The following is a 26,398-nucleotide window of genomic DNA, read 5'->3' on the forward strand; positions in this document are numbered from 1 at the left end:
CTAACTCAAACTCCGCGTGAGGAATTCGACCACGCGCTTGCGGGCCTCGTAGGCCGGCTGGCCGTCGACCTCACGCACCTCGTCGGTCAACACCGAGTGCGCCATCTTGCCGAAACCGCCTTCGTTACCCGGGCCCGAGTCGATCTCGATGACCTCGAACGCGTCGCCGAGCCGCTCCTTGAGCGCGGCGAACCGTTCACGGGGTGCCATCGTGTCCTCGCTGAACCGCAAGCCCATGGCGCACAGGCCGTCGTTGGCGCAGCGGTCGGCCACGGTGGCCAGCTCGGCCTCGCTCAGCCCGGGATCGGCGCGCCGGGCACGGCCCAGCGGCAGCGGCACCGACGGCTGGGAAAGCACCGGAGCCAGCACACTGTCGTCGACCGCGGCGGCCAACGCGAAACCGCCGGTGAAGCATTGGCCGATCACGCCGACGCCCTTCCCCGGCGTCGACGCGTTGAGGTTACGGGCCAGCGCGCGCAGGAACAACGACACCGGGCGGGCCTTGTTGGTGGCGAATGCCGCGAATTCCCTTGCCACACAGGCGCGTGTGATGGTAGCCGCCACGTAGCCGACGGTCCTCGGCTTGCCCGGCTCACCGAACAGCGACGGGATTACGACGGTAAAGCCGTTGTCCGCCAGGTGATTACCCAGGGCAAGCACACCGGGGTGGATGCCGGGGATCTCGGGAATCAGTACCACGCCCGGGCCGGCGCCCTTGCGGTAGACGTCGTGGGTGTGGCCGCCACCGGTGAACGGTGCCACCGACCATCCGGAAAGGTCTGCCTCGGGTGCACTCACGTTACGGGGCTCCTTGCTTCAGCGGGCCGGCTACCGGCTTGCTAAAGGCGGCTGCGATTGGGTCGCCGCCGCCAGGGTACGGAACTGATCGGCGCTTCCAGCGCCGGTGATGGCGATCTGGGTGGCGCCGGGCGGGCCGGCGAGCCGGGTGGTCCATATCGGCTCGGCGTCCGCGCCGCCTTGGCCGGCCCCGCGGTAGACGACCCATCTGGTGCCGTCGACGTCGACCGTTCCGGTCGGATACGCCGAGGGATGGATCGAGCCGACCAGTTTGTCCTCGTCGGCGTTGCTCTGGGTCAGCTGCAGATACATTCCGGTGGGAGTGATGTATCCCACGGTCGAGGTGGCAGCGTGGAGCCGCTGGCCGGTCGACGGGTCGGTTCGCCCGTTTTCGATGCCGCCGCGGCCGCCGGAATTGGGCTGCCAGCCGGCGGGCAACCGGGGCAACCGGATGGGAAACCCAAGCGCCTGGGCGTCCGCGCGCAAGGCCGCCGCCACGTCGTAGGACGGGATCGCCCCCTTGTTCGTCCCGCCCGGCTGAAACGAACACATGCCGACCAGGCCCGCCAGCACGAGGCATCCCACCACCAGCGGGATGAGCGACCAGAACATGTCACGGCCATCCTGGAGCAACCGCGGCTTGGCGGGCTTTGGAACGGGCCATGCCGCCGCGACCGGCTCCCCTACCTCGCCATTAGGGGGCGGCTCGACGGTCATCCCCCAAGTATCCCAGTTCCAGCGGACCGATGTGCTTCTGGGACAATCAGCAACCATGACAGCTGAGGGCGACCGCTCACTTGGATCCGGTTCGCGGATATCCCAGTCGACCGCCACCGCGGGCCGTGACCCAGCACAGGCGCGGCCGCGCGGCGAAGCGCCGGACCGCAACCTGGCCCTGGAATTGGTCCGGGTCACCGAGGCCGGCGCCATGGCCGCCGGGCGCTGGGTGGGCCGCGGCGACAAGGAGGGCGGCGACGGTGCGGCGGTTGACGCCATCCGCGAGCTGGTGAACTCCGTGTCGATGCGCGGCGTGGTGGTGATCGGCGAGGGCGAAAAGGACCAGGCCCCGATGCTCTACAACGGCGAGGAGGTCGGCAACGGCGACGGCCCGGAGTGCGACTTCGCGGTCGACCCGGTCGACGGCACCACGCTGATGAGCAAGGGCATGCCCAACGCCATCTCGGTGCTCGCGGTGGCCGATCGCGGCGCGATGTTCGACCCGTCGGCGGTGTTCTACATGAACAAGATCGCCGTCGGGCCCGAGGCCGCGCACGTGCTGGACATCACCGCGCCGATCGCCGAGAACATCCGGGCCGTCGCCAAGGTCAAGGCGCTGTCGGTGCGCGACATGACGGTGTGCATCCTGGACCGCCCGCGGCACGCGCAACTGATCGAGGACGTGCGGACGACCGGGGCGCGCATCCGGCTGATCACCGACGGCGACGTCGCCGGCGCCATCTCGGCGTGCCGGCCCGAGTCGGGCACCGACATGCTGGCCGGGATCGGCGGGACCCCGGAGGGCATCATCGCGGCCGCGGCGATCCGCTGCATGGGCGGCGCCATCCAGGCCACACTGGCGCCCCGCGACGAGGCCGAACGCCGCAAGGCGCTCGACGCCGGCTACGACCTCGAGCAGGTGCTGACCACCGAGGACCTGGTGTCCGGCGACAACGTCTTCTTCTGCGCCACCGGGGTCACCGAGGGCGACCTGCTCAAGGGCGTCCGTTACTACCCCGGCGGCTGCACCACCCAGTCGATCGTGATGCGCTCGAAGTCGGGCACCGTCCGGATGATCGAGGCCTATCACCGGCTCTCCAAGCTCAACGAATACTCCGCCATCGACTTCACCGGCGACAGCTCTGCCGCCTATCCCCTGCCCTGAACCACCGGAACACCTAGCGAGGACCCATTCCATGGCCCCTGATGCCGAGTACCGCATTGAGCACGACACCATGGGCGAGGTCCGCGTGCCCGCAAAGGCGTTGTGGCGCGCGCAAACCCAGCGCGCGGTGGAGAACTTTCCGATCTCGGGCCGCGGCCTGGAGCGCACCCAGATCCGCGCGTTGGGCCTGCTGAAGGGCGCCTGCGCGCAGGTGAACAAGGACCTCGGTCTGCTGGCGCCGGAGAAGGCCGACGCGATCATCGCCGCGGCCGCCGAGATCGCCGACGGCCGCCACGACGACCAGTTCCCCATCGACGTGTTCCAAACCGGTTCGGGGACAAGCTCGAACATGAACACCAACGAGGTGATCGCGTCCATCGCGGCCGCCCACAGCGTGACGGTGCACCCCAACGACGACGTCAACATGTCGCAGTCGTCCAACGACACCTTCCCGACCGCCACCCACATCGCGGCCACTGAGGCCGCGGTGCGTCACCTCATCCCGGCGCTCGAGGTGCTGCACGACGCCCTGGCGGCCAAGGCCCGCGAGTGGCGCACGGTGGTCAAGTCGGGCCGCACCCACCTGATGGATGCCGTTCCGGTGACGCTCGGACAGGAATTCAGCGGATACGCCCGCCAGATCGAGGCCGGGATCGAACGGGTCCGCGCCACGCTGCCCCGGCTGGGTGAGCTGGCGATCGGCGGCACCGCGGTGGGCACCGGCCTCAACGTCCCCGACGGCTTCGGCGCCAGGGTGGTCGAGGTGTTGGTCGCCTCCACCGGTTTAAGCGAATTACGCACGGCCGTAAATTCTTTCGAGGCGCAGGCCGCGCGCGACGGGCTGGTGGAGGCCTCCGGAGCGCTGCGCACCGTCGCGGTGTCGTTGACCAAGATCGCCAACGACATCCGCTGGATGGGTTCCGGTCCGCTGACCGGCCTGGCCGAGATCCGGCTGCCGGATCTGCAGCCGGGCAGCTCGATCATGCCGGGCAAGGTGAATCCCGTTCTGCCGGAAGCGGTTACCCAGGTCGCCGCGCAAGTGATCGGCAACGACGCGGCGATCGCCTGGGGCGGCGCGAACGGCGCGTTCGAGCTCAACGTCTACATCCCGATGATGGCCCGCAACATCCTGGAGTCGTTCACGCTGCTGACCAACGTGTCAAGGTTGTTCGCCGAGCGCTGCATCACCGGGCTGGCGGCCAATGTCGAGCACCTGCGCGAGCTGGCCGAGTCGTCGCCGTCGATCGTGACGCCGTTGAACTCGGCGATCGGCTACGAGGAGGCGGCCGCGGTGGCCAAACAGGCGCTCAAGGAGCGCAAGACCATCCGCCAGACCGTCATCGACCGCGGCCTGATCGGCGACAAGCTGTCCCTGGAAGAACTGGACCGCCGCCTCGACGTGTTGGCGATGGCCCGCGTCAATGACCAGGTCAAGCCGGAGGACCGGTGAGGGTGGTCCGACAATGACGGCTCCTCCCGGCGGTCCCTACGGTCAGGATCCCTACGGGACGAATCCCTATGGTCAGGAACCGTATTGGGGCGGGCAGCCGCCCGGCGGGGGCTACTTGTACCCGCCGCCGGGCGGCCCTGGGACGCCCTACGCGGCGGGCCCCTACCCGCCCCAGCAATACCCTTACCCCGGCCAGCAGGTCCCGCCCGGCTGGCCGCCGCCCGGGCCGTACCCGCCGCCGCGCTCGAAGGCGCCGTGGTTGGTGCTCGCCGGTCTCGCGGCGCTGGGCGTCATCGTGCTCGTGGCGATCCTGGCGATCGGCCTCAGCGGCGGGAACAAGTCGACCAAGGCCGGGCCCTCGTCTTCGCCGAGCGCCCCGACGTCGCAGCCGGGCAATTCCGAGCAGACGGCGACCGGCTGCACGCCCAACGTGTCCGGCGGCGAGAAGCCCGCCGGCGACACGATCGGCGCGGGCAAGCTGTCGTTCCCGGCCAGTGCGGCGCCGGGATGGACGGGTTTTTCGGACGACCAGACCCCGAATCTCATCGGCGCGGTGGGCGTCGGGCAAGACGTGCCCGGCGCCAACCAGTGGATGATGCAGGCGGAGGTCGCCGTCACCAACTTCGTCCCCAGCATGAATGTCGGCGCGCAGGCGTCGAAGTTGATGGACTGCGTGGCCAACGGGCCCGGCTACGCGAACGCGTCGCCTACCCTGGGCCCGACGAAGACGTCGTCGGTCACGGTCGATGGGGTCAAGGCCGCCCGGGTGGACGCCGAGGTCACGATCGCCGACACCTCACGCAACGTCAAGGGCGACTCGCTCGTCATCATCGCGGTCAACACCAAACCGGTCACCGTCTTCCTGGGCGCGACCCCGATCGGCGATACGGGTTCGGCGGGGGTCATCAACCGGGTCATCGCGGCGCTGAAGGTCAGGAAGTAGCCGAGCCCGCCGGCGCCGAGACGTGGGTGGCTTCGGAGCGCCCGCGCAGCACGGTGGAATAGCATTCGGCCCAGTGCGCCCGCTCGGCCTCATCGGCCCGGTCGACGGCCGTCGCCGAACACAGGATCCGCCGGTCGGCGGTCTTGGCAAGGTCGGCCAGGCGCGCGGCCTCGTTGACCGCGTCACCGATTACCGTGTATTCGTAGCGGTTTTCGGCACCGATGTTGCCGGCAAAGACCCGGCCCGCCGAGACGCCGATGCCGAAATCGACCGGCAGCCGGCGCAATTGGGTTCTCAGGGCGCGTGCCGTCGCCAGCGCCGCCGACGCCGGTTCGCTCGTCGGCAACGGCGCCCCGAACACGGCCAGCGCGGCGTCGCCGGCGAATTTGTTGATCAGCCCGTGGTGTTCGTCGACAGCATCGACGACGATCCGGAAAAAATCATTGAGCACCTCGGCAACCTCTTGCGGCGGGCGGCTTTCCGTGAGCTGCGTGGAACCCACCAGGTCGATGAAGAGAACCGCCGCGTCGACGACGTCCCCGGACAGCGATGCGCCGTGCTGAATGGCGCGCTGCGCGACGTCGGCCCCGACGTGGCGCCCGAACAGGTCCCGCAACCGATCCCGCTCGGCGAGCCCGCCGACCATCCGGTTGAAACCCGTTTGCAGGCGCCCGATTTGGGAACGCTCGTACACGCCAACGTAGGTTCCGATGCGGCCGTGCTCGACCTCGGCCATCGCGTCGACGACCTCGCGGATCGGATCCGAAATGGATCGTGACGTCAGGATCATCGTCGGCAGGCCGAGGAGCAGCGCGGCCAGCGACACCACCAAGATCGGCACGTCCAGCGATGCGGACTTCGCGATCAGCCACCCGTACGAGCGAAGGACGACGAGGGCCGCGATCACCCCGATGGGAAGCGCGCTGCACAAAAACCACAGCAGGACCAGCCGGGCTAACACACCCGGCACCGCCAGCCGTGGCTCGCGCCCCAGCGTGGCGGCGCCCATGATGGGGCGCAGGGTGCGTTGCGCGAGCAGCATCCCCGTGCCGGCCGCGGCCGGGCCGCCCAGCAGCACGCCGAGCAGGATGGGCAGCAGAAGCTGGGCCCCGCCACCGAGATTCAGCAGCGCGAAGATCGCCCCGGCCACGCCCCAGGCCAGCAACAGTATCGCCGACTGGCGGCCGGGGATCTTCATCGCCGCTGCCCGTTGTTCATCGGTCGGTTCGTCCCCCGCGACATACCAACTCAGCGTGGGAGCCAGGTTCAGGGCACCGGCCACCGCGACGCCGACGATGCCCAGCGCAACGAGCAACACCACCGCCGCCGTGTTCTTCTCCGCGAAGTCGGCGTTGGCCGCGATGGACGTGTGGCCGCTCAGCGGGATCAAGATCGCGGCCGCGTCGACGACGGCCAGAACGTAGGCGAGGGCGAGGGCGAACGCATATTCAATCGACAGCCTCCGGGCGGACTTTCGTTGCCCCGCCGCTCGACCACCCGATCGCGGCGGGGCCCAAGCCCGAAACCAGCCCGCCTTGATCACCCCATAAAGGTAGCCGCGGGTCTTCTAGGCCCCGTTATTTGGCCCACCCGAGTTCTGGCCCGGGATGTCGGTGATCGGGAAGTTGGGCATCGGCTTCGGCGACGGGGTGTTCGGCAGCGTCGGGATCTTGCCGGCCGGGATGTCGCGCAGTTCGTTGGCGGGTGGCCCGTTCTCCCGGCTGCCGTAGCTGCTGCCGGGCGCGCGCGGCCCCAGCAGCTCGGTGATGGTGACCATGCGGTAGCCGTTGGCCTTGAGCACCGGGATGAACTGGTAGACCAGGTCGACGGTGCTCGAGTAGGTGTCGTGGAACAACACCACCGAGCCGGGCTTGATGTAGGTCATCAGCATGTAGCGCGTGGCCGCCGTGTTGGAGTCGTTGGCCCAGTCGAAAGGGATGACATCCCAAAGGATTTCGGCCAGGCCAAGCCGGCCCGCGGTCTGGCGGACGGCCGCGCTGGACAGTCCGCCGGCGGGACGATACAGGGTCGGTGTCCGGCCGGTTGCCGCGGTGATCGCGTCGTTGGCTTTGGAGAACTGGCCGGCGATGTCCTCTGGGGGAATCGTCGCCATGTTGGGGTGTTCCCAGGTGTGGCTGCCGATCTCCATGCCGGCGTCGGCGATGCGCTTGGCTCCGGCCGGGTTGGCGGCGACCTTGTTGCCGATCAGGAAGAAGGTGGCCTTGGCGTCGTTGTCCTTCAGGATCTGCAGCAGCCGCTCGTCGAACGGACCCGGCCCGTCGTCGAACGTCAGCGCGACGCACTTGACCACCGCGCAGCTGAGGTTGTCGGCGCGCGTCACGTGACCGGTCAGGCCGCCGATCACCAGCACCGCGGCGGCCGCCACGACACCGAGAACCGTCCGCCAATAGCGCCAGGCCTGGCTGTCGGGTCGTTTCGGCATCTTGGCAGCCTACCGGCCGCGAGACTGCAACTGGCGACGCGTTTCGCGAGTGGAACTGTCCCGGAATGCAGTTTCGCGGCGGAAGGCGTCAGCGCGGTCCGGCGATTTCCTCGAGCATCTCGGTGACCAGCGCGGCGATCGGCGAGCGCTCGCTGCGCAGCAGGGTGATGTGGGCGAACAGCGGATGGCCCTTGAGCTTCTCGATCACCGCCGCGACGCCGTCGTGGCGGCCGACGCGCAGGTTGTCGCGCTGGGCGATGTCGTGGGTCAGCACCACCCGCGATCCGGTGCCCAGCCTGGACAGCACCGTCAGCAGCACGTTGCGCTCCAGCGACTGCGCCTCGTCGACGATGACGAACGAGTCGTGCAGCGAGCGGCCCCGGATGTGGGTCAGCGGCAACACTTCGAGCATGCCCCGGGACAGGACTTCCTCCAGCACCGCGGGGCTGGCCAGGCCCTCGAGCGTGTCGAAGACGGCCTGCGCCCACGGGCCCATCTTGTCGCTCTCGCTGCCGGGCAGGTAGCCCAGCTCCTGGCCGCCGACGGCGTACAGCGGCCGGAAGACCACCACCTTGCGGTGGGTCCGCCGTTCCAGCACCGCCTCGAGGCCGGCGCACAGCGCCAGCGCCGACTTGCCGGTGCCCGCCTTGCCGCCCAGCGACACGATGCCCACCGACTCGTCGAGCAGCAGATCCAGCGCGACCCGCTGCTCGGCGGAACGGCCGCGCAGCCCGAACACCTCGCGGTCACCGCGGACCAGTTGAACGCGTTTGGTTGCGTTGACCCGGCCCAGCGCGTGGGAGTTGCCGCCCAGCAGCCGAACGCCGGTGTGGCACGGCAGGTCCCGGGCCTCGGCCAGGTCGACCTCGCCGTCGGCGAACAGCGCGTCGATGTCCTCGGCCGCCGTCTCGATCTCGTGCATCCCCGACCAGCCGGAGGCCACGACGTCCTGCGCGTGGTACTCGTCGGCGGCCAGGCCCACCGCGGCGGCCTTGACCCGGAGCGGAATGTCCTTGCTGACCAAGGTGACTCGCTTACCCTCGGCGGCGAGGTTGGCGGCGCAGCTCAGGATCCGGGAGTCGTTGCTGTCGGTGCGAAAGCCCGCGGGCAGCACCGCCGGGTCGGTGTGGTTGAGTTCGACGTGCAGCGTGCCGCCTTGCGTCCCAACGGGAATGGGCTGATCTAGCCGTCCGTGCTCGAGCCGGAGGTCATCGAACAGGCGCAGCGCCTGACGGGCGAACCACCCCAGCTCGTGGTGGTGGCGTTTGGCCTCCAGCTCGCTGATCACCACCAGCGGGACCACCACCTCGTGTTCGGCGAACCGGCTGCACGCCCACGGGTCGGACAGCAGCACGGAGGTGTCGAGCACATAGGTCCGGATATCGGTCACGAAGCGCTCCTCGAGCGGGAAAGCCCGCGCGGACCCGCACGGGCATGTCGGCGGGAGCCGCGGCACCAGGACCGGGGCCGGTCCTGCCGTTGTCGTCACGAAATATGCCGCCCTGGCAGCAGAGCATCTCGCTGGCCATCGAGAACGACGCTACTCTCGTGGCCGCTCGGCCGCCGCGCAGGCGCGCCGAATATGGGCAGCCAGCTGGCTCAGCCGACGAACTGCCTCAGCGCCGGCTCGTCGGCCACTCCCCATTCGGTGATGCGGTCGGAGATCGCCTGCCGCAGCTCCGCGGGGCCGAAAATGTCCGCGTCGGCGACGCTTCGCACCTTGTCCTGGTAGGCGTCGATGTCGGCGCCGACGACCTGGAGGTCCGCCGCGCGGGCGGCGATCGCCGCGATCGTCTCGTCGCGGGTGTACTCGAGGCAGTGCGCGACGAGGTTGGCGAACAACTGCTCGTGGCGCTTTTCGTCCCTGGCGATGCGGTCGACGAGCCCGGCCAGGATGGGCTCCTCGATCTGGGCGGCCAGATTGCGGCAGAACACGGCATGGGTGCGTTCGGTGAACGCCATATACACCAGGGTCTCGACCTGCGTGTACGTGTCGGCGCGGTAGCCCTTCATCACGTGCTGGACCCGCGCCTCCTCGTTGGCGGTCGGGTCGACCTCCCGGGTCACCACCAGGTATTCCCGCAGCGCGATGGCGTGCAGGTGCTCCTCGGCGGTCCACCGGCCCAGCCAGCGGCCCCACCATTCCTCGAGAATGAAGTGCTCGACGAGCTCGCGGTGATGGCCGGCGAGGTTGTCCTTAAGCAGCAGCAGGATTTCGCAGGCGTCGGTGATGATTTTGGGCAGCGTCACCTGGGACGGGTCCCAGTCGCGTCCACCGAGGAAGGCGAAGTTCTCACCCTGGTCGAACGGGACGTAGTCGTGGGCGAACCAGAGTTCCTCGGTGTCGAGATGGCGTTTCACGTTCGCTTCGACGACCGGCTCGAGTTCCAGGGTCAGCGCGTTAGGAACAGGTTTCTGTGCCATGCAGTTACTGTAACCCGCAGACACAGGTTCTGTGAAATTGCGCGGCGCGTGGCGCGGCCGGATTGCCCGGTCAGCGGTCGACCAGCGTCCACTCCTCGAGCCCCTCGTAGAGGGGGAAGTCCCTGGCCAGCCGCGTCACCCGTTGCCGCAGCCCCGAGACGTCGGCCGCGCCTCCCGCCGCCAGCGCGGTGGCGATGATGTCGGCGACCTCGGCGAATTCGGCGTCCCCGAAACCGCGGGTCGCCAGCGCCGGTGTGCCCACCCGCAAGCCCGACGTCACCATCGGCGGCCGGGGATCGTTGGGGACGGCGTTGCGGTTGACGGTGATGCCGACCTCGTGCAGCAGGTCCTCGGCGGCCTTGCCGTCCAACGGCGAGTCGCGCAGGTCGACCAGCACCAGGTGCACGTCGGTGCCGCCGCTGACCACCGAGACGCCGGCCTCGGCAACGTCGGGCGCCAGCAGCCGGTCGGCGAGGATCCGGGCGCCGGACAGCGTGCGCCGCTGGCGGTCGGCGAATTCGGGGGTGGCGGCGATCTTGAGCGCGACGGCCTTGCCGGCGATGGCGTGCATGAGCGGTCCGCCCTGTTGGCCGGGGAACACCGCGGAGTTGATGGCCTTGGCGTACTCCTGCTTGCCCAGGATCATCCCGGAACGGGGTCCGCCGAGCGTCTTGTGCACGGTGGTGGAGACCACGTCGGCGTGCGGCACCGGCGACGGGTGCAGGCCCACGGCAACCAGCCCCGCGAAGTGCGCCATGTCGACCCAGAGCTTGGCGTCGACCTCGTCGGCGACGGACCGGAACGCCGCGAAGTCGAGGATCCGCGGGTAGGCCGACCAGCCGGCGATGATCACCTTGGGCCGGAACTCGAGCGCCTTGGCCCGCACCGCGTCCATGTCGACCAGGTGCGTCTTCGGGTCGACGCCGTAAAAGCCGGCGTGGTAGAGCTTGCCGGAGAAGTTGAGCTTCATGCCGTGGGTGAGGTGGCCGCCGTTGGCCAGGTCCAGGCCGAGCAGGTGCTCCCCCGGCGACATCAGTGCGTGCAGCACCGCGGCGTTGGCCTGGGCGCCCGAATGCGGCTGCACGTTGGCGAACTCGGCGCCGAACAGCGCCTTGGCCCGGTCGCGGGCGATGTTCTCCACGACGTCGACGTACTCGCAGCCGCCGTAGTAGCGCCGACCGGGCAAACCCTCGGCGTACTTGTTGGTCAGGACGCTGCCCTGGGCCTGTAGCACCGAGCGCGGCACGAAGTTTTCCGACGCGATCATCTCCAGGGTGTCGCGTTGCCGGCCGAGCTCCTTGTCCAGCAGCTCGGCGATGTCGGGGTCGACCTCGGCGAGCGGCGCGGACATGAAGGAGGCCGTGTCGGGGGTGGTAGCGCGGGCGTCGGGTGCGGCAGTCACGGGCGCCAGTCTATCCAGCGGCGCCTGGGGCGAGCCCAGCCGTCGGGCGCGCGCCAGTTCCTGCAACACTGGCACTATGCCGCGGCTTAGCGAGCCGAGCCCGTATGTGGAGTTCGACCGAAAGCAATGGCGTGCGCTTCGCATGTCGACGCCGCTGGCCCTCACCGAAGAGGAACTGGTCGGCCTGCGTGGCCTCGGTGAACAGATCGACCTGCTCGAAGTGGAAGAGGTGTACCTGCCGCTGGCCCGGCTGATCCACCTTCAGGTCGCCGCTCGCCAGCGGCTGTTTGCCGCCACCGCGGAATTCCTCGGCGAACCCCAACAAAACCCGGACCGTCCGGTGCCGTTCATCATCGGCGTGGCCGGCAGCGTGGCGGTCGGCAAGTCGACGACCGCCCGCGTGCTGCAGGCGCTGCTGGCCCGTTGGGATCACCACCCCCGGGTGGACCTGGTGACCACCGATGGCTTTCTCTACCCGAATGCCGAGCTGGATCGGCGAAACCTGATGCACCGCAAAGGTTTTCCGGAGAGCTATAACCGCCGGGCGCTGATGCGGTTCGTGACTTCGGTCAAATCCGGTTCCGACTACGCGTGCGCGCCGGTGTATTCGCATCTGAAATACGACGTCATCCCCGGGGCCAAGCACGTGGTCCGCCATCCCGACATCCTGATCCTGGAGGGCCTCAACGTCTTGCAGACGGGCCCGACGCTGATGGTGTCGGACCTGTTCGATTTCTCGCTGTATGTGGACGCGCGGATCGAAGACATCGAGCAGTGGTACATCTCGCGGTTCTTGTCCCTGCGCGGCACGGCGTTCGCCGACCCGGAATCGCACTTCCACCATTATTCGGCCCTCAACGACACGAAGGCCATCGCCGCCGCCCGCGAGATCTGGCGGTCGATCAACCGGCCGAATCTCGTCGAGAACATCCTGCCGACCCGTCCCCGCGCCACCCTGGTGTTGCGCAAGGACGCCGACCATTCCATCAACCGGCTCCGCCTGCGCAAGCTGTAGCGGGGCCCGGATCGCCAGGCCGGGAACTACGTCGCCAGCCGGCGCACGCCGAGGTATTGCAGCCCAGCGAACGCCGCGGTGTACACGCCGCTGGCCAGCGTCGCGCCTATACCCAGTGTGGTCATCGGCACGGCTTCGGCGGCCACGATCGCGGCCAGCGTGTACACGACGTTGGCCGCGACGACGCCGATGCCGGCGCGGCGCAGGTTCGGCAACGCCGCGAGGCTGAACACCACGAGGCCATAGAGCACGAAGAAGGCGCCCATGGCGTATTCCTGGCCGGACGCCAGACCCGTCAGCGACGAAAGCGGGTCGGCAACGAAGGCGACGGCCAGGCCGCACAGTCCCGTCAACGTGGCATCGGCACGCATGGCGAAACGCAGCAGCGAGTCGGTCGAGTCGTACAGGGGTCGGGTTCGTAGACCAGATACAGCGGTCATGTGATTACTCCTCGCGGTGGCGGATTGGGTCGAACAGGTTTGAGCGTGCCGATCACGCACTGCCATATCGACTCGTGGCACTGCCAACTACTGCCATGGACAGTTAGACCAGGGACGTCTACGGCGTATTCCCGGCATTCCCGGCATTCCCGCGCCGAACGTTTCGCGCGCTTGGCGCCGAGCCTGTAATTTTGCAGGCCGCTACTCGCACTTTCGCTGCGAAAGTACAGTTTCGGTGAATCGCGGATCGGCCTGCGAGCCTGGGTTAGATGGCGGGCTCGTTACTGGGCACCGGGACACGCCCGCGTAGGTCGGCGGCGATGAGCCGGGCCGCGGCGTTTTGCCAGTTGTGCAGCGAGCGCTGCGGGACCTCGGTCACCAACCACTGCCACGCCTGCCGTGCGGTCGGATCCAATCCCGAGGCGGTGGCGTTCTGCGCGTACGCGCGCACTCCGACGACGTAGGGGAAATACAGCGAGTTGTAGTAGCGCCACTCCTCGGTGGTCCCGAAATCGCCACCGTCGCGCGGCTTGAGACGCGCGATGCCGTCGGCGAGCACGGCCTTGAGCTCGTTGGCCCGCTCCAACGGGTGGTCGGGCGCGCCCCGCGCGGCCAGTCGCTCGCCGATCACGGGCAGCGCGGTCAGCGGGCTGGCGACCAGCTTGGTCAGGTCGCCGTAGTGGCCCAGCGCCCGGCGGGTGAGCCGAGCGAAGGTGTCGTCGTCGACGCCTTGAAGATCCCGGAGGGAATCGACCGAGCGCAGCGGCAACGCCGCCCCGGTATGCCGCAACGCGGCCCGGTCGGCCCGCAGCGCGGGCGATTTCGAGAACGCTAGGCGGTCCAGCACCCCGGCGAGCGGATCGGCCAGCACCTGCACGGTGATGGCGATCGCCAGGGTGGTGAACAGCAGCACGGTCAGCGCGGTGGGCTCGTGTCGCGTGACGGCCAGGCCGATCAGCGCCTGGCCACCGAACAGCACCGCCACCGCCATCGAGCCGGCGAACGAGCGCAGCATGTCGGCGCGCAGCGCCTGGCCCTCGTCGAAGGCGTCCCACAGGGCCACCGCCACACCCAGCAACAGCACATCGAAACCCGTGGACGCCAGCGCCAGCCAGCTCGGCAGCAGGCCAAGCGGAATGATCAGGATGGCGTTGCCCAGCGCGAAGAACAGCGTCGCCACGATGACGACTCCCAGACCGCTGCGGCCGACGGGGACCGGCTGGGCCGTGGGCCGACGAAGCGCGGCGAACATCGCGCCGAGCGTGGAAACCGAGATCACCGCGAACATCAGCACGTGACCGGCTCGCAGTGGTCCGTCGACGCTGCCGGCCATCGTCGCGCCGAGCAGGGTGAGCGCGCCGACGACACCGACCAGCAACAACTCGCCGGTGCGCGCCCGCCAGTGATCGCACGGCCGGGACAGCTCGGCGAGCACCGCGAACCACGCCACACCGGGGACCGCAACCAGATAGACCTCGAACCGGCCGAGCAGCCCGGAGTGGGTGACGCTGGCCGTGCGCACCGCGTCGAGCGCCACCACCAGCGCGAAACCACACAGCCCGAGCGCCGCCAACGCCAGCACCGGCTTGCGCGGATCGCGGGCCAGCAGGTACAACCCCAGCCAGCCGCTCAGCGCGAACACCGCCGCCGACAGCGCAGCCATGCATCCAGTGTGGCACGCGGTTCGATTCGCGCCGACCCGCTACTTGCCGTACCGGCGATGCCGTTGGCTGTAATCGCGCAGCGCGCGCAGAAAATCGACCCGGCGGAATGCCGGCCAGTGCGCCTCGGTGAACCACATCTCCGAATACGCGCTCTGCCACAGCAGAAACCCGGACAGCCGCTGCTCCCCCGAGGTGCGGATCACCAGGTCGGGGTCGGGTTGCCCTGAGGTGTACAGGTTTTCGGAGATGCCGTCGACGGTCACCGCGTCGATGAGCTCCTCGCCGGTGGCGCCGTTGGCCAGTTCTTTGCTCAACAACGCGCGCACCGCGTCGACGATCTCCCGGCGGCCCCCATAGCCCACCGCGACGTTGACGTGGAAGGGCGCGACCCCCGGCGTGGACGCCACCGCGTCGCGCAGCCGCCGGGCCGGTTCCTCGCCAAGCAACTCCAGATCGCCGACGGTTCGCACACTCCAGCGATTGGCCGGCGCGCAGATCTCCTCGACGACATCGGTGATGATCTCGATCAGTCCGGCGAGCTCGCCGGGATCGCGTTGCAGGTTTTCGGTGGAGAGCAGGTACACGGTGGTCATTTCGATGCCGGCTTCCTGACACCACCGCAGCATCTCGGCGATCTTGGCGGCACCCTTCCGGTAGCCATAGCTGACGTCGTCGTAGCCGGCGTCGCGTGCCCACCGCCGGTTACCGTCGCACAGGACCGCGATGTGGCGGGGGAGTTCGGTTTTCGAGGAGGCCAGACCCTGCCTCAGCCGCAGCTCGTAGACGCGATATAACGGCTCCTTAAGCCGCGGCGGGATGATCTCCACGAAGATCCACCCTACTGTGAGCGGCAGCAATTTCCGGCCCGCGTTTTCGGCAATCTCACTGCACGTGAGACCTCGTGTCGTGACCGTGGCCGACTACTGTTGGTCGATACCGGCCATCCGAAGCGGGCGACAGGAGACATGAGCAGCCAGACCAGCACGGCTACCCATCCGGAGCCCGAATCGCAGGGGCTCGCGGCCAATGCCGCGCAGCAGCTCGTCGAGGGCGTCGCCCGGGTACTGGCCAAGCCACGTTTCCGGGGCTGGATCCACGTGTATTCCGCGGGGATCGCCGTCGCCGCGGGTGCGTCGCTGATCGCGGTGTCGTGGGCGGTCTCGTCCACCCGTGCCGGGCTTGCGACGTTCGCCTACACCGCGGCCACCGTGGTGATGTTCACCGTCAGCGCCACCTACCACCGCGTCAACTGGAAGTCGGCGACGGCCCGGAAATGGATGAAGCGGCTTGATCATTCGATGATCTTCGTGTTCATCGCCGGCAGCTACACACCGTTCGCGCTGCTGGCGATGCCGCCCGACGCCGAGCGGATGGTGTTGTCGATCGTCTGGGGTGGGGCGCTGGCCGGGATCCTGCTGAAGATGTGCTGGCCGTCCGCGCCGCGCTGGGTGGGCGTGCCGCTGTATCTGCTATTGGGCTGGGTGGCGGTCTGGTACACCGGGACGATCCTGCACAACGCCGGCGTGGCCGCCATGGTGCTGTTATTCGTCGGCGGCGCCCTGTACAGCATCGGCGGCATTCTGTACGCGCTGCGCTGGCCCGACCCGTGGCCGGCGACGTTCGGCTACCACGAGTTCTTCCACGCCTGCACCGCGATCGCGGCGATCTGCCACTACATCGCGATGTGGTTCGTGGTGTTCTAGCCCGAGACCGCCCGCGAGAGTGCGACTGGCGACGGCCTTACTCGGGAAACGTGTCGTGGAATGCAGTTTCGCGGCAGCCCAGGGCGGCCGCCAGTTCTGGCGCCCCGGTCACCGGTAGGTCGCAGACCCGGCCGCGGCAGACGTAGGCGGCGTCGGCGCCGGCCACCCGGCCCCGGCCGACCAGCAGGGCCGACGAGTCCGGCTCGCCGCCCACGACGATCGCCCCGCCCGGCGCCAGCCGGCGCGCGTCGGCCAGCAGCGGCGACCGCGCCGGGTCGCAGGCGACCGCGATCTGCAGCGGTCCGCGGACCGCGGCTTCGGCGACGGCCAGCCAATGGCCGGCCGAGCGCGGCGCCCGTTCCAGCAGCACGGAATGCGCGTGCAGCGCCTCGTGAGCCGCCCTCAGGTACCGCTCCGCGCGGTCGCCATCGACCAGGTGCGCGGCGGTCAGCAGCGCCTCGGTGATCGACGACGCGCCCGACGGCGTCGCCCCGTCCAGCGGGTCGGCGGGCCGCAGCATCAACCGCTCGGCATCGTCGGCGGTGTCGAACCAGCGGCCGGCCCGCCGCGGGTCGGCGAAGTGCGCCAGCGCGGTGTCGAGCAGCTCGGTCGCCTTGGCCAGCCAGACCTCGTCCGCGGTGAGCTGATACAGCGCGAGCAGGCCGGTGGCCAGCATCGCGTAGTCCTCGAGGATGCCGGCGCTGTCGCCGACCACCCCGCCCAGGCTGGCACGCCGCAGCCGGCCGTCGACGACGTGTAGGTCCAGCAGCGCCTTTGCGCAACGCGTTGCGGCGCCGGCCAATTCGGGCTCTCCCAACGCCACGCTGGCCTCGGCCAGCGCGGTGATCGCCAGCCCATTCCAGGAGGTGACGACCTTGTCGTCGCGTCCGGGCTGGGCCCGGGTCAGCCGGGCCGCCAGCAGCGCGGTCCGGACGCGTTCGGCGCGTTGCGGGTCGTCCGGATCGGCGGGCAGCTGCAGCACCGAGGTCCCGTGTTCGAACGTGCCGGAATCGGTGACCGCGAAAACCTCTGCGGCCCAACGGCCGTCGTTAGCACCGAGCACGTCGGTCAGCTGCCCCGGCGTCCACACATACGTCGAGCCCTCGCGCCCGTCGGCGTCAGCGTCCAGCGACGACGTGAACATGCCGCCCTCGGCCAGCTCGTCGAGCAAAAACCCCGCGGTCTGGGCGGCGACCTTTCGGGCCAACGGATCCCCGGTACGCCGGGCCCAGTGCGCGTACACGCGCAGCAACAGCGCATTGTCGTACAGCATCTTCTCGAAATGCGGTACCACCCAGGCGTTGTCGACGCTGTAGCGGGCGAAGCCGCCCGCGAGTTGGTCATAGATGCCGCCGCGGGCCATCGCGTTACCGGTGCGCGTCACCGCGTCCAGCGCCGCCGGTGACCCGGTGCGCTCGTAGTGGCGCAGCAGCGCCTCAAGGATCGCCGACGGCGGGAATTTGGGCGCCCCGCCGAACCCGCCGCGCACCGTGTCCTGGTCGGCCAGCACCGCGGCGACGGCGTGGTCGCACAGCGCCGGCGCCACGTCCGGACCGCCGGAGGGCAGCCCAACCACCATCTCGCGCAATTCGCCGGTGATGCGGTCCGACGCCTCCTCGACCTCCCCGCGACGATCCCGCCAGGTGGCGGTGACGGCCGAAAGGAGTTGCAGGAAACTTGCTTTCGGATAGTAGGTGCCGCAGAAGAAGGGCCGGCCGTCGGGTGTGAGGAAACACGTCATCGGCCAGCCACCCTGCCCGGTGAGCGCGACGGTGGCGTTCATATACACCGCATCGATGTCCGGCCGTTCCTCCCGGTCGACCTTGATGCAGATGAATCCCGCGTTCATCGCGGCGGCCACCTCGTCGTCCTCGAACGATTCGTGGGCCATGACGTGACACCAGTGACAGGCGGCGTAACCGATGGAAAGCAGGATCGGCACATCGCGGGCGGCCGCCTCCGCCAGCGCCTGTGGCGTCCACTGCCGCCAATGCACGGGATTGTCGGCGTGCTGGCGCAAGTACGGGCTGGTGGCCAGCCCGAGCGTGTTCGTCGCCGAGGACTCAGCCGGACTCATCGCCGGACCCTGGCGCCGGTGTCGATCCGTTTGTGTGCCCGGGGTTCTCGCCGAGCGTGTCGGTGCCCTCGTCGGCGGCCTGGTCGGGCTCGGGGTGCTCGGGGTCGAACGATTCGGGCACCTTCTTCAGTTGCCGGTTCATCGACCGCAGCAGCAAGAGCGTGGCGATCAACAGCAACACGACGACCAGCAGCCCCACCGGGCTGGCCTTGCCGAAATCGGGCCCGTGGTTGTGGGGTCCGTCGGCGATCACTGCTACCAGTAAGTGGTTCACCCGTCGCTCTCGATTCCGGCGAACAGGTCGTCCTCGGGCAGCCGGACGGGGACCCGGGAGCGGGCCAACTCGAATTCCTCGGTCGGCCATAGCCGCTGCTGCCACGAGATCGGCGCGGCGAAGAATTCGGCGTTCGGGTCGATCTGAGTCGCGTGCGCCCGCAGGGCATCGTCGCGCTGGCTGAAATACGCCGAGCACTCCACCCGCGTGGTCACCCTCGACTCGAACGGGTCGTGCTCGGGATCCCAATGCTTGAGCCAATTTTCGAACGGTCCCTCTTGGCCGCGCTTGACGAACTCGTCGTGCAGCAACTGCATCCGCGCCCGCAGGAAGCCGTGGTTGTAGTACAGCTTGGACACCGTCCACGGCTCGCCGGCGTCCGGGAAGCGGGCGTAGTCGGCGGCCGCCTCGAAGGCGCCGATCGAAACCTGGTGGCAGCGAATGTGATCCGGATGCGGGTAGCCGCCGTTCTCGTCGTAGGTGGTCATCACGTGCGGCCGGAACTCGCGGACCGCGCGCACCAGCGCCTCGGTCGCCTCCTCCAGCGGCACCAGCGCAAAGCAGTCCGCAGGCAGCGGCGGCGGGGGGTCGCCCTTGGGCAAGCCGGAGTCGACGAAGCCGAGCCAGGTGTGCTCCACACCGAGGATCTCGGCGGCCTTCGCCATCTCGTCACGACGGATCTCGGCCATGTGCTCCAGCACGTCGGGCAGGTCCATCGCCGGGTTGAGGATCTCGCCGCGCTCGCCCCCGGTCAGCGTCACCACCAGGACCCGATGGCCCTCGTCGGCGTAGCGGGCGAGCGTGGCCGCACCCTTGCTGGACTCGTCGTCGGGGTGGGCGTGCACCGCCATCAACCGCAGTTCGCTCACGTGCCCCCTTGTCGGTCTGATGGTCGCCCGGTTTCGACCCTATAATTCCAGTTCCAGATCATTGCAATCCCGCCGGCTGGGGTCCGGCGGCCGACTAGTCCAGGCGTACCCAGGCATGACCGAAACTCCCGCTCCGCGCCCCGAGGCCCGCTACGGGCATTCGCGACTGTCGCGCGTGTCGCGGCGTCGCCTGATCATCGGGCTGGCCGTGCTGGTTGGCGCCGCCGGCCTCGTCGTCGCGGTCGTCGGCTACCAACGGCTCGGCACCGGCGACGTCGCGGGCTCGCTGGCCGGCTACCGGGTGATCGACGACGAGACGGCGTCGGTAACGATCAGCGTGACGCGATCCGACCCGTCGCGCCCGGTGGACTGCATCGTGCGGGTCCGGGCGATGGACGGCAGCGAGACGGGCAGACGGGAGGTGCTGGTCCCGCCGTCGGGCCAGGCCACGGTGCAGGTGACGACGACGGTGAAATCCTTCCGACCGCCGGTGATGGCCGATGTCTACGGCTGCGGCACCGACGTGCCCAGCTACCTGCGCCCGGCCTAACCGCACGACGAAGGCCGAACTGCGAATATGACGGGTCATCGACTGTTTCCGCGGTGGTAACATGGATGAATGCACGGTTCCTGGCGGGACCGTGTATTGCTGCATTAAAGGCCGTGAGCAGAAACGGAGCGCCGGTAGGCGGGGGACCCGGACACTCGCGGCAGCGGGATTCTTAAGGCTTGCGCGGATACGCGGAACGACAAAACGAGGAGCACGACGAGATGACGGATACTCAGGTGACCTGGCTGACCCAGGAGTCACATGACCGACTCAAGGCCGAGCTCGACCAGTTGATCGCGAATCGTCCGGTCATCGCCGCGGAAATCAACGACCGTCGCGAGGAGGGAGACCTCCGCGAGAACGGCGGGTACCACGCCGCCCGGGAAGAGCAGGGCCAGCAAGAGGCCCGCATCCGCCAGCTGCAGGACCTGCTGAACAACGCCAAGGTCGGCGAGGCGCCCAAGCAGTCCGGCGTCGCGCTGCCCGGTTCGGTGGTCAAGGTCTACTACAACGGCGACAAGTCGGACACCGAGACGTTTTTGATCGCCACCCGGCAGGAGGGGGTCAACGACGGCAAGCTCGAGGTGTACTCGCCGAACTCCCCGCTGGGCGGCGCCCTGATCGACGCCAAGGTGGGCGAGACCCGCAGCTACACGGTGCCCAACGGCAACACCGTCGAGGTCACGCTGGTCAGCGCGGAGCCATACCACTCCTAGCCACTCCTAGCCGGCGCGAGCAGTCCCCCGCAAGCGGGAGGTGCCCCCAACGGAATCGCATCTCAGACGCCTCGCGCGTGCGATTCCGCGTCTGCTCGCGGGAGTTAGCCGAGCGCCCGTTCGAGGTCGGCCAGCAGGTCGGCGACATCCTCGATGCCCACCGAAAGCCGCACCAGGTCGTCGGGCACTTCGAGTTGCGAACCGGCCGTCGACGCGTGCGTCATGGCGCTGGGGTGCTCGATCAGCGACTCGACCCCACCCAGCGATTCGGCCAGGATGAACACTTCGGTTCCGGCGCACAGGTCCTGGGCGGCCCGCCGGCCGCCCCGCATGCGCACCGAAATCATGCCGCCGAAGTCGCGCATCTGCCGCGCGGCGATCTCGTGCCCGGGATGGCCGGGCAGACCCGGATACAACACCGTGCTCACCGAGGGGTGTCCGGCGAGGAATTCCGCTACGGCCGAGGCGTTTTCGCTGTGTCGCTGCATCCGCAGCGCCAGGGTCTTCAGGCCGCGCATCGTCAGGTAGGCGTCGAACGGGCCCGGCACCGCGCCGGCCCCGTTCTGCAGGAAGGCGAAGGCCTCGTCCAGCTCCGGGTCGTTGGTGACCAGCGCGCCGCCCACCACATCGGAGTGGCCGCCAATGTATTTCGTGGTCGAGTGCAGCACGACATCGGCGCCCAGCGTCAACGGCTGCTGCAGCGCGGGCGACGCAAAAGTGTTGTCCACCAACACTTTTGAGGAGCTGTCCCGGCCGAGTTCGGCCAGGGCGGCGATATCGGCGATGGACAGCAGCGGGTTGGTCGGTGTCTCCACCCAAACCAGCCGGGTCCGCGGCGTGATCGCGGCGGCCACGGCGTCCAGGTCGGACAGCGCCACCGGCGTGTACTCGACGTTCCACCGGGTGAACACCTTGTCGATGAGCCGGAACGTGCCGCCATAGGCGTCGTTGGGGATCACCACGTGGTCGCCGGGCCGCAGCATTGCCCGCAGGGCACAGTCGGCGGCGGCCATCCCCGAACTGAACGCCCGCCCGAAGGCGCCCTCTTCGACGGCCGCCAGCGAGGCCTCGAGCGCGGCCCGGGTCGGGTTGCCGGTGCGCGCGTATTCGAAGCCGCCGCGCAGGCCGCCGACGCCGTCCTGGGCGAACGTGCTGCTGGCGTAGATCGGGGCGTTCACCGCCCCGGTCGCCGGATCCGGACGGTAGCCGGCGTGAATGGCTTTGGTGGCCAGCCCGGTAAACCCTCGGTGTCCCTTACGGTCCTCGCTCATCGACGATCAGCCTAACGATGCGACCTCCCGCCGATCGGATCAGCCGCTCAGGCCTGTTCGATCGGCAGGACGACCGTCGTCATGATCTTGTCGGCCAGCGTCTGCCGCTTGGCGTCCCACAGCGGGAACAGGAAACCGATGAAGCAGATGATCGCGTCGACGAAGTGCGCGAGCTGGCGGACCACGGACATCCCGAAACCGAGCGGCTTGCCGGTGACCTCACTGACCACCTTGGCCCTCATCACCGATTTGCCGAGGCTCGATCCGGTGGTGCCCTGGCGGTAGCCGTAGTCCCACACCAGGTAGGCCAACGCCAGCAGCCAGGCCAATCCGTGTGCCAATTCGCCGACCGTCGAGTACTGAGAAACGCAGTACTGGTTGACGGCGTATTGCGTGACATCGGTGACGCAAGACGACTGCTGGGTGGCCTCCAAGATCACGACGCCGATGCCGTGTATGACGACGTAGGGCAGGATGTCGATGACGAACGCCAGCACCCTGGTGATCCACGGCGTGTAGGACTCCGTCGGCAGGGTACGGATCGCCGGCCCGGGCGGCGGCGGCGCATAGCCACCCGACGACGGAGGGGGCGGAGGGTAGGAACCGCCAGGCGGCGGGGGCGGTAGGTGGGACTCGCCGGGCGGCGGTTGATCGGTCATGGGCAACCCTCCACTGCGGATTAGCTGAACCAGGCCGCATTACAGTACCCGAGTGCCGAGCGGCCGGGCGAGACCGGCGTCACGCGCGATCGGCACCCCGCGCTAACGGCGGCGCGGCCCCTCCGACAGGAAGCCCAGCAGGTCGTAGCGGGTGATGACGCCGATCGGCTTGCCCTTCTCCACCACCATCAAGGCATCCCAGTCGCGCAACGCCTTGCCGGCCGCGCTGACCAGTTCACCGGCCCCGATCATGGGCAGCGGCGGGCTCATGTGCTGGGAGACGGCGTCGGCCAATTTGGCCCGGCCCTCGAAGACGGCCGAGAGCAGTTCGCGTTCGGAAACGCTGCCGGCGACCTCTCCCGCCATCACCGGCGGCTCGGCCCCGACGACGGGCATCTGGGACACCCCGTACTCACGCAGGATGCCGATGGCGTCGCGCACCGTCTCCGACGGATGGGTGTGCACCAGGTCGGGCAGCGCGCCCGACTTGCGGCGCAGCACGTCGCCGACCGTAGATTCCTCGGTCGACCCGTCGAGCCGGCTGCGCAGGAAGCCGTACGACGACATCCACGCGTCGTTGAAGATCTTCGACATGTAGCCGCGGCCGCCGTCGGGCAGCAAGACAACCACCAACGCGTCGGGCCCGGCTTCCTCGGCGATTTTCACCGCGGCGACCACCGCCATCCCGCAGGACCCGCCGACCAGCAGCGCCTCCTCGCGGGCCAGCCGCCTGGTCATGTTGAACGAGTCGGAGTCGGACACCGCGATGATCCGGTCGGGCACCGTCGGGTCGTAGGCCGCGGGCCAGAAATCCTCGCCGACGCCCTCGACCAAGTAGGGCCGGCCGCTGCCCCCCGAATAGACGGAACCTTCCGGGTCGGCGCCGATGATGTGCACCCGCCCTCCCGATACCTCCTTGAGGTAGCGGCCCGCGCCGGTGATCGTCCCGCCGGTGCCGATGCCGGCGACGAAGTGGGTGACCTTGCCGCCGGTGTCGGCCCAGACCTCCGGGCCAGTGGTCTCGTGGTGGCTGGCCGGGCCTTCCGGGTTCGCGTACTGGTCGGGCTTCCACGCGCCGTCGATCTCCATGACGAGCCGGTTGGAGACGCTGTAGTAGCTGTCCGGGTGATCGGGCGGCACCGCTGTCGGGCACACGACGACCTCCGCGCCGTAGGCGAGCAGCACGTTGCGCTTGTCCTCGCTGACCTTGTCGGGGCAGACGAACACGCACTTGTACCCGCGATGCTGGGCAACCAGGGCCAGGCCGACGCCGGTGTTGCCCGACGTGGGTTCGACGATGGTGCCGCCGGGCCTGAGCTGCCCGCTGGCCTCGGCGGCGTCGATCATCCGCACCGCGATCCGGTCCTTCGAGCTGCCACCGGGGTTGAGGTATTCGACCTTGGCCGCCACGGTGCCGGCGCCGTCGGGGACGACGGAGTTCAACCGAACCAGCGGCGTGCCGCCGATGAGGTCACTGATGTGCTGCGCGATCCGCATGCGTTCATCGTCTCAGGCGGCATCGGGCGCCGCATACCAGCTAGCCGGTGGCTTCGCGGATGTACTCCCCGATCTGGCGCAGGGAACGGATCGCCTCCGGCACCAGCGGCGCGGCCAGCTGGAAGTCATGAACCTGACCGGGCCAGACCCGCACCTCGGCCGGCACACCGACCGCCGCCAGCCTGCTCGCCGCCAACTGCGCGTCGTGCAGCAACACCTCGGATCCGGAGACGTGGATCAGCGTCCGGGGCAGGCCGGGCTTGATGTGCTCCAAGGGCTCGTAGACCTCTTCGGGCTTGCCGTCGACTTTGTTCTTTTCGGCCGCGCTAGCAACCAACTCGACGAGCGCGTCGAACGCCTTCGCGGGGAACAGCGCGTCGGACTTGATGTTGGGATGCGCCTGCTTACATTCCTTTGCTAGCTGCAGCAGTGGCGAGATCGCTACCAGCGCCGCCGGCTCCTCGCCCTCCTCCTGCAGGCGTTGCGCCAAGGCGAGCGCGAGATACCCGCCCGCGGAGTCACCGGCCAGCACGATCTGGTCCGGCTCGTACCCGCGCTCGCGCAGCCAGCGGTAGGCGTCGTGGCAGTCGTTGAGCGCCATCCCGACCGAGTGCTTGGGCAACAGCCGGTAATTGACCACCAACACCGGCGAATCAGCAAACTTCGACAGGGCTTCGACGAGCCTGCCGTGAGAGTTTGCCCCACACGTCAGAAACGCGCCACCATGCAAGTACACGACGACGCGACGGGTGCCGTCGGCGGGCAGCACTCCAGGCGCGCGTACCAACTGCGCCGAGGCATTGCGCAAGTTCACCGTCTCGCGGACGGTGGCCGACACGGGAAGCAGCACCCGCGCCGCGACGTCGATCAGGCTCCAGGGCCAGGGCAGGTTGGGCACGTAGCTGCCGACGGCCAGCACCGGCCGGATCGTCAGTCGCGACGCCAGATTGGCTACTCGTGCAGCAACGCTGGGCCCCGATTCGAGGACCTCGACCGGTGCGCCGTCGCTGGTTGCAAATCTGCGTGCCTCAACTCTACGTGCCTTGAGGACCTCGTGTGGGCGAATGGCATTCCGGGGCGAACCGGATACCTTGCTCGGTGCGGTCATGCTCAACACTTCCTACGTCGTCGTAGTGCGAAACAGCATGTGACGAGGCAGCTAAGCGTCCGGTTAAGCCCGATTCGCCGAAGCGTTCAGCCAACCCCTTGAACTTAGCTTGACAGCCATTTTTAAGTAGAACGTTTGAAGAATCTGATTTGATACCACATTTGATTCACAACGTGACCACATTGTTCATAAGCCGTCCGCGCAAACACCGAAGCCGATCTAAACTGATTCCGTGACCATACGGGTGCCGCGTCGTTCGACGATCGCCCTGGCCACAGCGGGTGCGCTCGCCTCGACGGGTACGGCCTACCTGGGGGCGCGCAATCTGCTCGTCGGCCAGGCGACGCACGCGCGCACCGTCATCCCGAAGTCCTGGGACATCCCGCCCCGCGCCGACGGCGTGTACACCCGAGGCGGCCGTCCGGTGGCACGATGGCGGCGCGGCATGCCCGCCGACCTGCACCTGATGATCTTCGGCGACTCGACGGCCACCGGATATGGATGCGTCAACGCCGAGGAAGTACCGGGAGTGCTGATCGCGCGCGGCCTCGCCGAGCGGACCGGCAAGCTTGTCCGGCTGAGCACCAAGGCCATCGTCGGCGCCACGTCGAAGGGCCTGTGCGGCCAGGTCGACGCGATGTTTATCGCGGGACCGCCGCCGGATGCGGCGGTGATCATGGCCGGGGCCAACGACGTGACGGCGCTCAACGGCATCAGCCAGTCGGCGCAACGGCTGGCGTTGAGCGTCCGCAAATTGCGGGCTCGCAGCGCGGTAGTGGTGGTCGGCACCTGCCCCGACCTGGGGGTGATCACCGCCATCCCCCAGCCACTTCGCTCCCTGGCACACGAGCGCTGCCTTCAGCTTGCCCGCGCCCAGACCGCTGCGGTGCGGGCGGCCGGCGGTGTGCCCGTCTCGATGGCCCAACTGCTGGCACCCCAGTTCCGGGCCTCGCCCGAGCTGATGTTTTCCGCCGACGGTTACCACCCCTCCGCGACCGCGTACGCGCTGGCCGCCGAAGCGCTGCTGCTGGCGCTGTGCGACGCGCTGGGCGAAAAGGTCGAGCGCCCGGTGGCCGACCCGGCACCGTCGGCCGCGCCGGCGCTCGGTCAGCGCCACACGCGACTCAGCGTGATGTCGCGGCTGTGGCGGCGCCCGGTGCCCGCCCCGTCGTCGTCGGGCCCGATCGGTACCGACTAGATTTGTGCTAGCCCG

25 protein-coding genes are annotated in these 26,398 nt (G+C 68.8%); 8 read left to right on the plus strand and 17 right to left on the minus strand.

What is annotated here, in order from left to right; translation table 11 throughout:
- Together K3U93_RS19025 and K3U93_RS19030 are read right to left on the minus strand one after the other, a co-directional pair.
- Complete coding sequence (locus K3U93_RS19025) at positions 1–798, minus strand: dienelactone hydrolase family protein (RefSeq protein ID WP_083012367.1); 798 nt, start codon at positions 796–798, stop codon at positions 1–3.
- A gap of 30 nt (positions 799–828) precedes the next feature.
- Positions 829–1,515, minus strand: a complete 687-nt coding sequence (locus K3U93_RS19030) for a DUF4245 domain-containing protein (RefSeq protein ID WP_083012365.1) — start codon at positions 1,513–1,515, stop codon at positions 829–831.
- Between the two features lie 55 nt (positions 1,516–1,570).
- Here K3U93_RS19030 and glpX point away from each other — a divergent pair, with 55 nt between their 5' ends.
- Genes glpX through K3U93_RS19045 form a run of 3 tightly spaced genes read left to right on the plus strand, consistent with a single transcriptional unit; the run spans position 1,571 to position 5,073 of the window.
- On the plus strand, positions 1,571–2,680 hold the full coding sequence (glpX, locus tag K3U93_RS19035; protein ID WP_139797191.1) for a class II fructose-bisphosphatase: 1,110 nt from the start codon (positions 1,571–1,573) through the stop codon (positions 2,678–2,680).
- Positions 2,681–2,711: 31 nt separating this feature from the next.
- Positions 2,712–4,130: a class II fumarate hydratase gene (locus K3U93_RS19040; RefSeq protein ID WP_083012363.1), complete on the plus strand. Its 1,419-nt coding sequence runs from the start codon at positions 2,712–2,714 to the stop codon at positions 4,128–4,130.
- A 13-nt stretch (positions 4,131–4,143) separates the two neighbouring features.
- On the plus strand, positions 4,144–5,073 hold the full coding sequence (locus K3U93_RS19045) for a hypothetical protein (protein WP_083012361.1): 930 nt from the start codon (positions 4,144–4,146) through the stop codon (positions 5,071–5,073).
- On the opposite strand, the gene K3U93_RS19050 is transcribed toward K3U93_RS19045, so the two are convergent.
- The 5 genes from K3U93_RS19050 to glyA form a co-directional block, all read right to left on the minus strand.
- Positions 5,063–6,532: an adenylate/guanylate cyclase domain-containing protein gene (locus K3U93_RS19050; protein ID WP_083012427.1), complete on the minus strand. Its 1,470-nt coding sequence runs from the start codon at positions 6,530–6,532 to the stop codon at positions 5,063–5,065. The two genes, K3U93_RS19045 and K3U93_RS19050, sit on opposite strands and share 11 nt — an antisense overlap.
- Positions 6,533–6,640: 108 nt before the next feature.
- On the minus strand, positions 6,641–7,516 hold the full coding sequence (locus K3U93_RS19055) for a polysaccharide deacetylase family protein (RefSeq protein WP_083012359.1): 876 nt from the start codon (positions 7,514–7,516) through the stop codon (positions 6,641–6,643).
- 88 nt (positions 7,517–7,604) lie between these two features.
- Positions 7,605–8,906, minus strand: coding sequence for an RNA 5'-3' helicase PhoH2 (gene phoH2, locus K3U93_RS19060; protein WP_083012357.1), 1,302 nt, complete (start codon positions 8,904–8,906; stop codon positions 7,605–7,607).
- Positions 8,907–9,115: 209 nt separating this feature from the next.
- Positions 9,116–9,940, minus strand: a complete 825-nt coding sequence (locus K3U93_RS19065) for an acyl-ACP desaturase (RefSeq protein ID WP_071509823.1) — start codon at positions 9,938–9,940, stop codon at positions 9,116–9,118.
- 70 nt (positions 9,941–10,010) lie between these two features.
- Positions 10,011–11,291 carry a serine hydroxymethyltransferase gene (gene glyA / locus K3U93_RS19070; RefSeq protein ID WP_083012424.1) on the minus strand — a complete coding sequence of 427 codons (1,281 nt, stop codon included), beginning with the start codon at positions 11,289–11,291 and terminating at the stop codon, positions 10,011–10,013.
- A gap of 127 nt (positions 11,292–11,418) precedes the next feature.
- On the opposite strand from glyA, the gene coaA reads away from it, so the two are divergent.
- Positions 11,419–12,357: a type I pantothenate kinase gene (gene coaA, locus K3U93_RS19075; RefSeq protein ID WP_071509824.1), complete on the plus strand. Its 939-nt coding sequence runs from the start codon at positions 11,419–11,421 to the stop codon at positions 12,355–12,357.
- Between the two features lie 26 nt (positions 12,358–12,383).
- Here the strand turns inward: coaA and K3U93_RS19080 are convergent, their stop codons facing one another.
- The 3 genes from K3U93_RS19080 to K3U93_RS19090 all read right to left on the minus strand — a co-directional run bounded on the left by K3U93_RS19080 (position 12,384) and on the right by K3U93_RS19090 (position 15,288).
- The gene (locus tag K3U93_RS19080; RefSeq protein WP_071509825.1) at positions 12,384–12,797 is read right to left on the minus strand and encodes a hypothetical protein; all 414 of its coding nucleotides are present in this window, start codon (positions 12,795–12,797) and stop codon (positions 12,384–12,386) included.
- A 265-nt stretch (positions 12,798–13,062) separates the two neighbouring features.
- Entirely contained in the window at positions 13,063–14,460 is a 1,398-nt protein-coding gene (locus K3U93_RS19085; RefSeq protein ID WP_071509826.1) for a hypothetical protein, read from the minus strand.
- A gap of 39 nt (positions 14,461–14,499) precedes the next feature.
- Positions 14,500–15,288 carry a (2Z,6E)-farnesyl diphosphate synthase gene (locus K3U93_RS19090; RefSeq protein ID WP_083012355.1) on the minus strand — a complete coding sequence of 263 codons (789 nt, stop codon included), beginning with the start codon at positions 15,286–15,288 and terminating at the stop codon, positions 14,500–14,502.
- A gap of 138 nt (positions 15,289–15,426) precedes the next feature.
- Here K3U93_RS19090 and trhA point away from each other — a divergent pair, with 138 nt between their 5' ends.
- Complete coding sequence (gene trhA, locus K3U93_RS19095; protein ID WP_071509828.1) at positions 15,427–16,164, plus strand: PAQR family membrane homeostasis protein TrhA; 738 nt, start codon at positions 15,427–15,429, stop codon at positions 16,162–16,164.
- A 37-nt stretch (positions 16,165–16,201) separates the two neighbouring features.
- Here the strand turns inward: trhA and K3U93_RS19100 are convergent, their stop codons facing one another.
- From K3U93_RS19100 to mca, 3 genes are read right to left on the minus strand one after another with little or no spacing between them, the layout of a single operon-like run.
- Positions 16,202–18,241 carry a thioredoxin domain-containing protein gene (locus K3U93_RS19100; RefSeq protein WP_083012352.1) on the minus strand — a complete coding sequence of 680 codons (2,040 nt, stop codon included), beginning with the start codon at positions 18,239–18,241 and terminating at the stop codon, positions 16,202–16,204.
- Positions 18,228–18,515, minus strand: coding sequence for a hypothetical protein (locus tag K3U93_RS19105; RefSeq protein WP_071509830.1), 288 nt, complete (start codon positions 18,513–18,515; stop codon positions 18,228–18,230). Before K3U93_RS19105 ends, K3U93_RS19100 begins: the two co-directional genes overlap by 14 nt.
- Positions 18,512–19,384, minus strand: coding sequence for a mycothiol conjugate amidase Mca (gene mca, locus K3U93_RS19110; RefSeq protein ID WP_071509831.1), 873 nt, complete (start codon positions 19,382–19,384; stop codon positions 18,512–18,514). Before mca ends, K3U93_RS19105 begins: the two co-directional genes overlap by 4 nt.
- A 115-nt stretch (positions 19,385–19,499) precedes the next feature.
- Between mca and K3U93_RS19115 the strand changes: the two genes are divergently transcribed.
- Together K3U93_RS19115 and greA are read left to right on the plus strand one after the other, a co-directional pair.
- Positions 19,500–19,934: a DUF4307 domain-containing protein gene (locus K3U93_RS19115; RefSeq protein WP_071509832.1), complete on the plus strand. Its 435-nt coding sequence runs from the start codon at positions 19,500–19,502 to the stop codon at positions 19,932–19,934.
- A gap of 221 nt (positions 19,935–20,155) precedes the next feature.
- The gene (greA, locus tag K3U93_RS19120) at positions 20,156–20,650 is read left to right on the plus strand and encodes a transcription elongation factor GreA (RefSeq protein ID WP_071509833.1); all 495 of its coding nucleotides are present in this window, start codon (positions 20,156–20,158) and stop codon (positions 20,648–20,650) included.
- 104 nt (positions 20,651–20,754) lie between these two features.
- Here the strand turns inward: greA and K3U93_RS19125 are convergent, their stop codons facing one another.
- The 4 genes from K3U93_RS19125 to K3U93_RS19140 all read right to left on the minus strand — a co-directional run bounded on the left by K3U93_RS19125 (position 20,755) and on the right by K3U93_RS19140 (position 25,185).
- The gene (locus K3U93_RS19125; protein WP_083012350.1) at positions 20,755–21,921 is read right to left on the minus strand and encodes a cystathionine gamma-synthase; all 1,167 of its coding nucleotides are present in this window, start codon (positions 21,919–21,921) and stop codon (positions 20,755–20,757) included.
- A gap of 47 nt (positions 21,922–21,968) precedes the next feature.
- A complete protein-coding gene (locus K3U93_RS19130; RefSeq protein ID WP_220688554.1) occupies positions 21,969–22,580 on the minus strand; it encodes an RDD family protein in 612 nt (203 codons plus the stop codon).
- 102 nt (positions 22,581–22,682) lie between these two features.
- On the minus strand, positions 22,683–24,077 hold the full coding sequence (locus K3U93_RS19135) for a cystathionine beta-synthase (RefSeq protein WP_071512404.1): 1,395 nt from the start codon (positions 24,075–24,077) through the stop codon (positions 22,683–22,685).
- A gap of 40 nt (positions 24,078–24,117) precedes the next feature.
- Positions 24,118–25,185 carry an alpha/beta hydrolase gene (locus tag K3U93_RS19140; protein ID WP_083012640.1) on the minus strand — a complete coding sequence of 356 codons (1,068 nt, stop codon included), beginning with the start codon at positions 25,183–25,185 and terminating at the stop codon, positions 24,118–24,120.
- Positions 25,186–25,429: 244 nt separating this feature from the next.
- Here K3U93_RS19140 and K3U93_RS19145 point away from each other — a divergent pair, with 244 nt between their 5' ends.
- Entirely contained in the window at positions 25,430–26,383 is a 954-nt protein-coding gene (locus K3U93_RS19145) for an SGNH/GDSL hydrolase family protein (protein ID WP_139797212.1), read from the plus strand.
- Positions 26,384–26,398: the final 15 nt, after the last annotated feature.

This window comes from Mycobacterium malmoense (assembly GCF_019645855.1).
Classification (GTDB): domain Bacteria; phylum Actinomycetota; class Actinomycetes; order Mycobacteriales; family Mycobacteriaceae; genus Mycobacterium; species Mycobacterium malmoense.

Excerpts from the sequence above, each read along its gene's own strand:
- K3U93_RS19030 (WP_083012365.1), bottom strand. The coding sequence starts at position 1,515 with ATGACCGTCGAGCCGCCCCCTAATGGCGAGGTAGGGGAGCCGGTCGCG.
- glpX (WP_139797191.1), top strand. The coding sequence starts at position 1,571 with ATGACAGCTGAGGGCGACCGCTCACTTGGATCCGGTTCGCGGATATCC.
- K3U93_RS19040 (WP_083012363.1), top strand. The coding sequence starts at position 2,712 with ATGGCCCCTGATGCCGAGTACCGCATTGAGCACGACACCATGGGCGAG.
- K3U93_RS19045 (WP_083012361.1), top strand. The coding sequence starts at position 4,144 with ATGACGGCTCCTCCCGGCGGTCCCTACGGTCAGGATCCCTACGGGACG.
- K3U93_RS19055 (WP_083012359.1), bottom strand. The coding sequence starts at position 7,516 with ATGCCGAAACGACCCGACAGCCAGGCCTGGCGCTATTGGCGGACGGTT.
- K3U93_RS19065 (WP_071509823.1), bottom strand. The coding sequence starts at position 9,940 with ATGGCACAGAAACCTGTTCCTAACGCGCTGACCCTGGAACTCGAGCCG.
- glyA (WP_083012424.1), bottom strand. The coding sequence starts at position 11,291 with ATGTCCGCGCCGCTCGCCGAGGTCGACCCCGACATCGCCGAGCTGCTG.
- coaA (WP_071509824.1), top strand. The coding sequence starts at position 11,419 with ATGCCGCGGCTTAGCGAGCCGAGCCCGTATGTGGAGTTCGACCGAAAG.
- K3U93_RS19080 (WP_071509825.1), bottom strand. The coding sequence starts at position 12,797 with ATGACCGCTGTATCTGGTCTACGAACCCGACCCCTGTACGACTCGACC.
- K3U93_RS19085 (WP_071509826.1), bottom strand. The coding sequence starts at position 14,460 with ATGGCTGCGCTGTCGGCGGCGGTGTTCGCGCTGAGCGGCTGGCTGGGG.
- trhA (WP_071509828.1), top strand. The coding sequence starts at position 15,427 with ATGAGCAGCCAGACCAGCACGGCTACCCATCCGGAGCCCGAATCGCAG.
- K3U93_RS19100 (WP_083012352.1), bottom strand. The coding sequence starts at position 18,241 with ATGAGTCCGGCTGAGTCCTCGGCGACGAACACGCTCGGGCTGGCCACC.
- K3U93_RS19115 (WP_071509832.1), top strand. The coding sequence starts at position 19,500 with ATGACCGAAACTCCCGCTCCGCGCCCCGAGGCCCGCTACGGGCATTCG.
- greA (WP_071509833.1), top strand. The coding sequence starts at position 20,156 with ATGACGGATACTCAGGTGACCTGGCTGACCCAGGAGTCACATGACCGA.
- K3U93_RS19125 (WP_083012350.1), bottom strand. The coding sequence starts at position 21,921 with ATGAGCGAGGACCGTAAGGGACACCGAGGGTTTACCGGGCTGGCCACC.
- K3U93_RS19130 (WP_220688554.1), bottom strand. The coding sequence starts at position 22,580 with ATGACCGATCAACCGCCGCCCGGCGAGTCCCACCTACCGCCCCCGCCG.
- K3U93_RS19135 (WP_071512404.1), bottom strand. The coding sequence starts at position 24,077 with ATGCGGATCGCGCAGCACATCAGTGACCTCATCGGCGGCACGCCGCTG.
- K3U93_RS19140 (WP_083012640.1), bottom strand. The coding sequence starts at position 25,185 with ATGACCGCACCGAGCAAGGTATCCGGTTCGCCCCGGAATGCCATTCGC.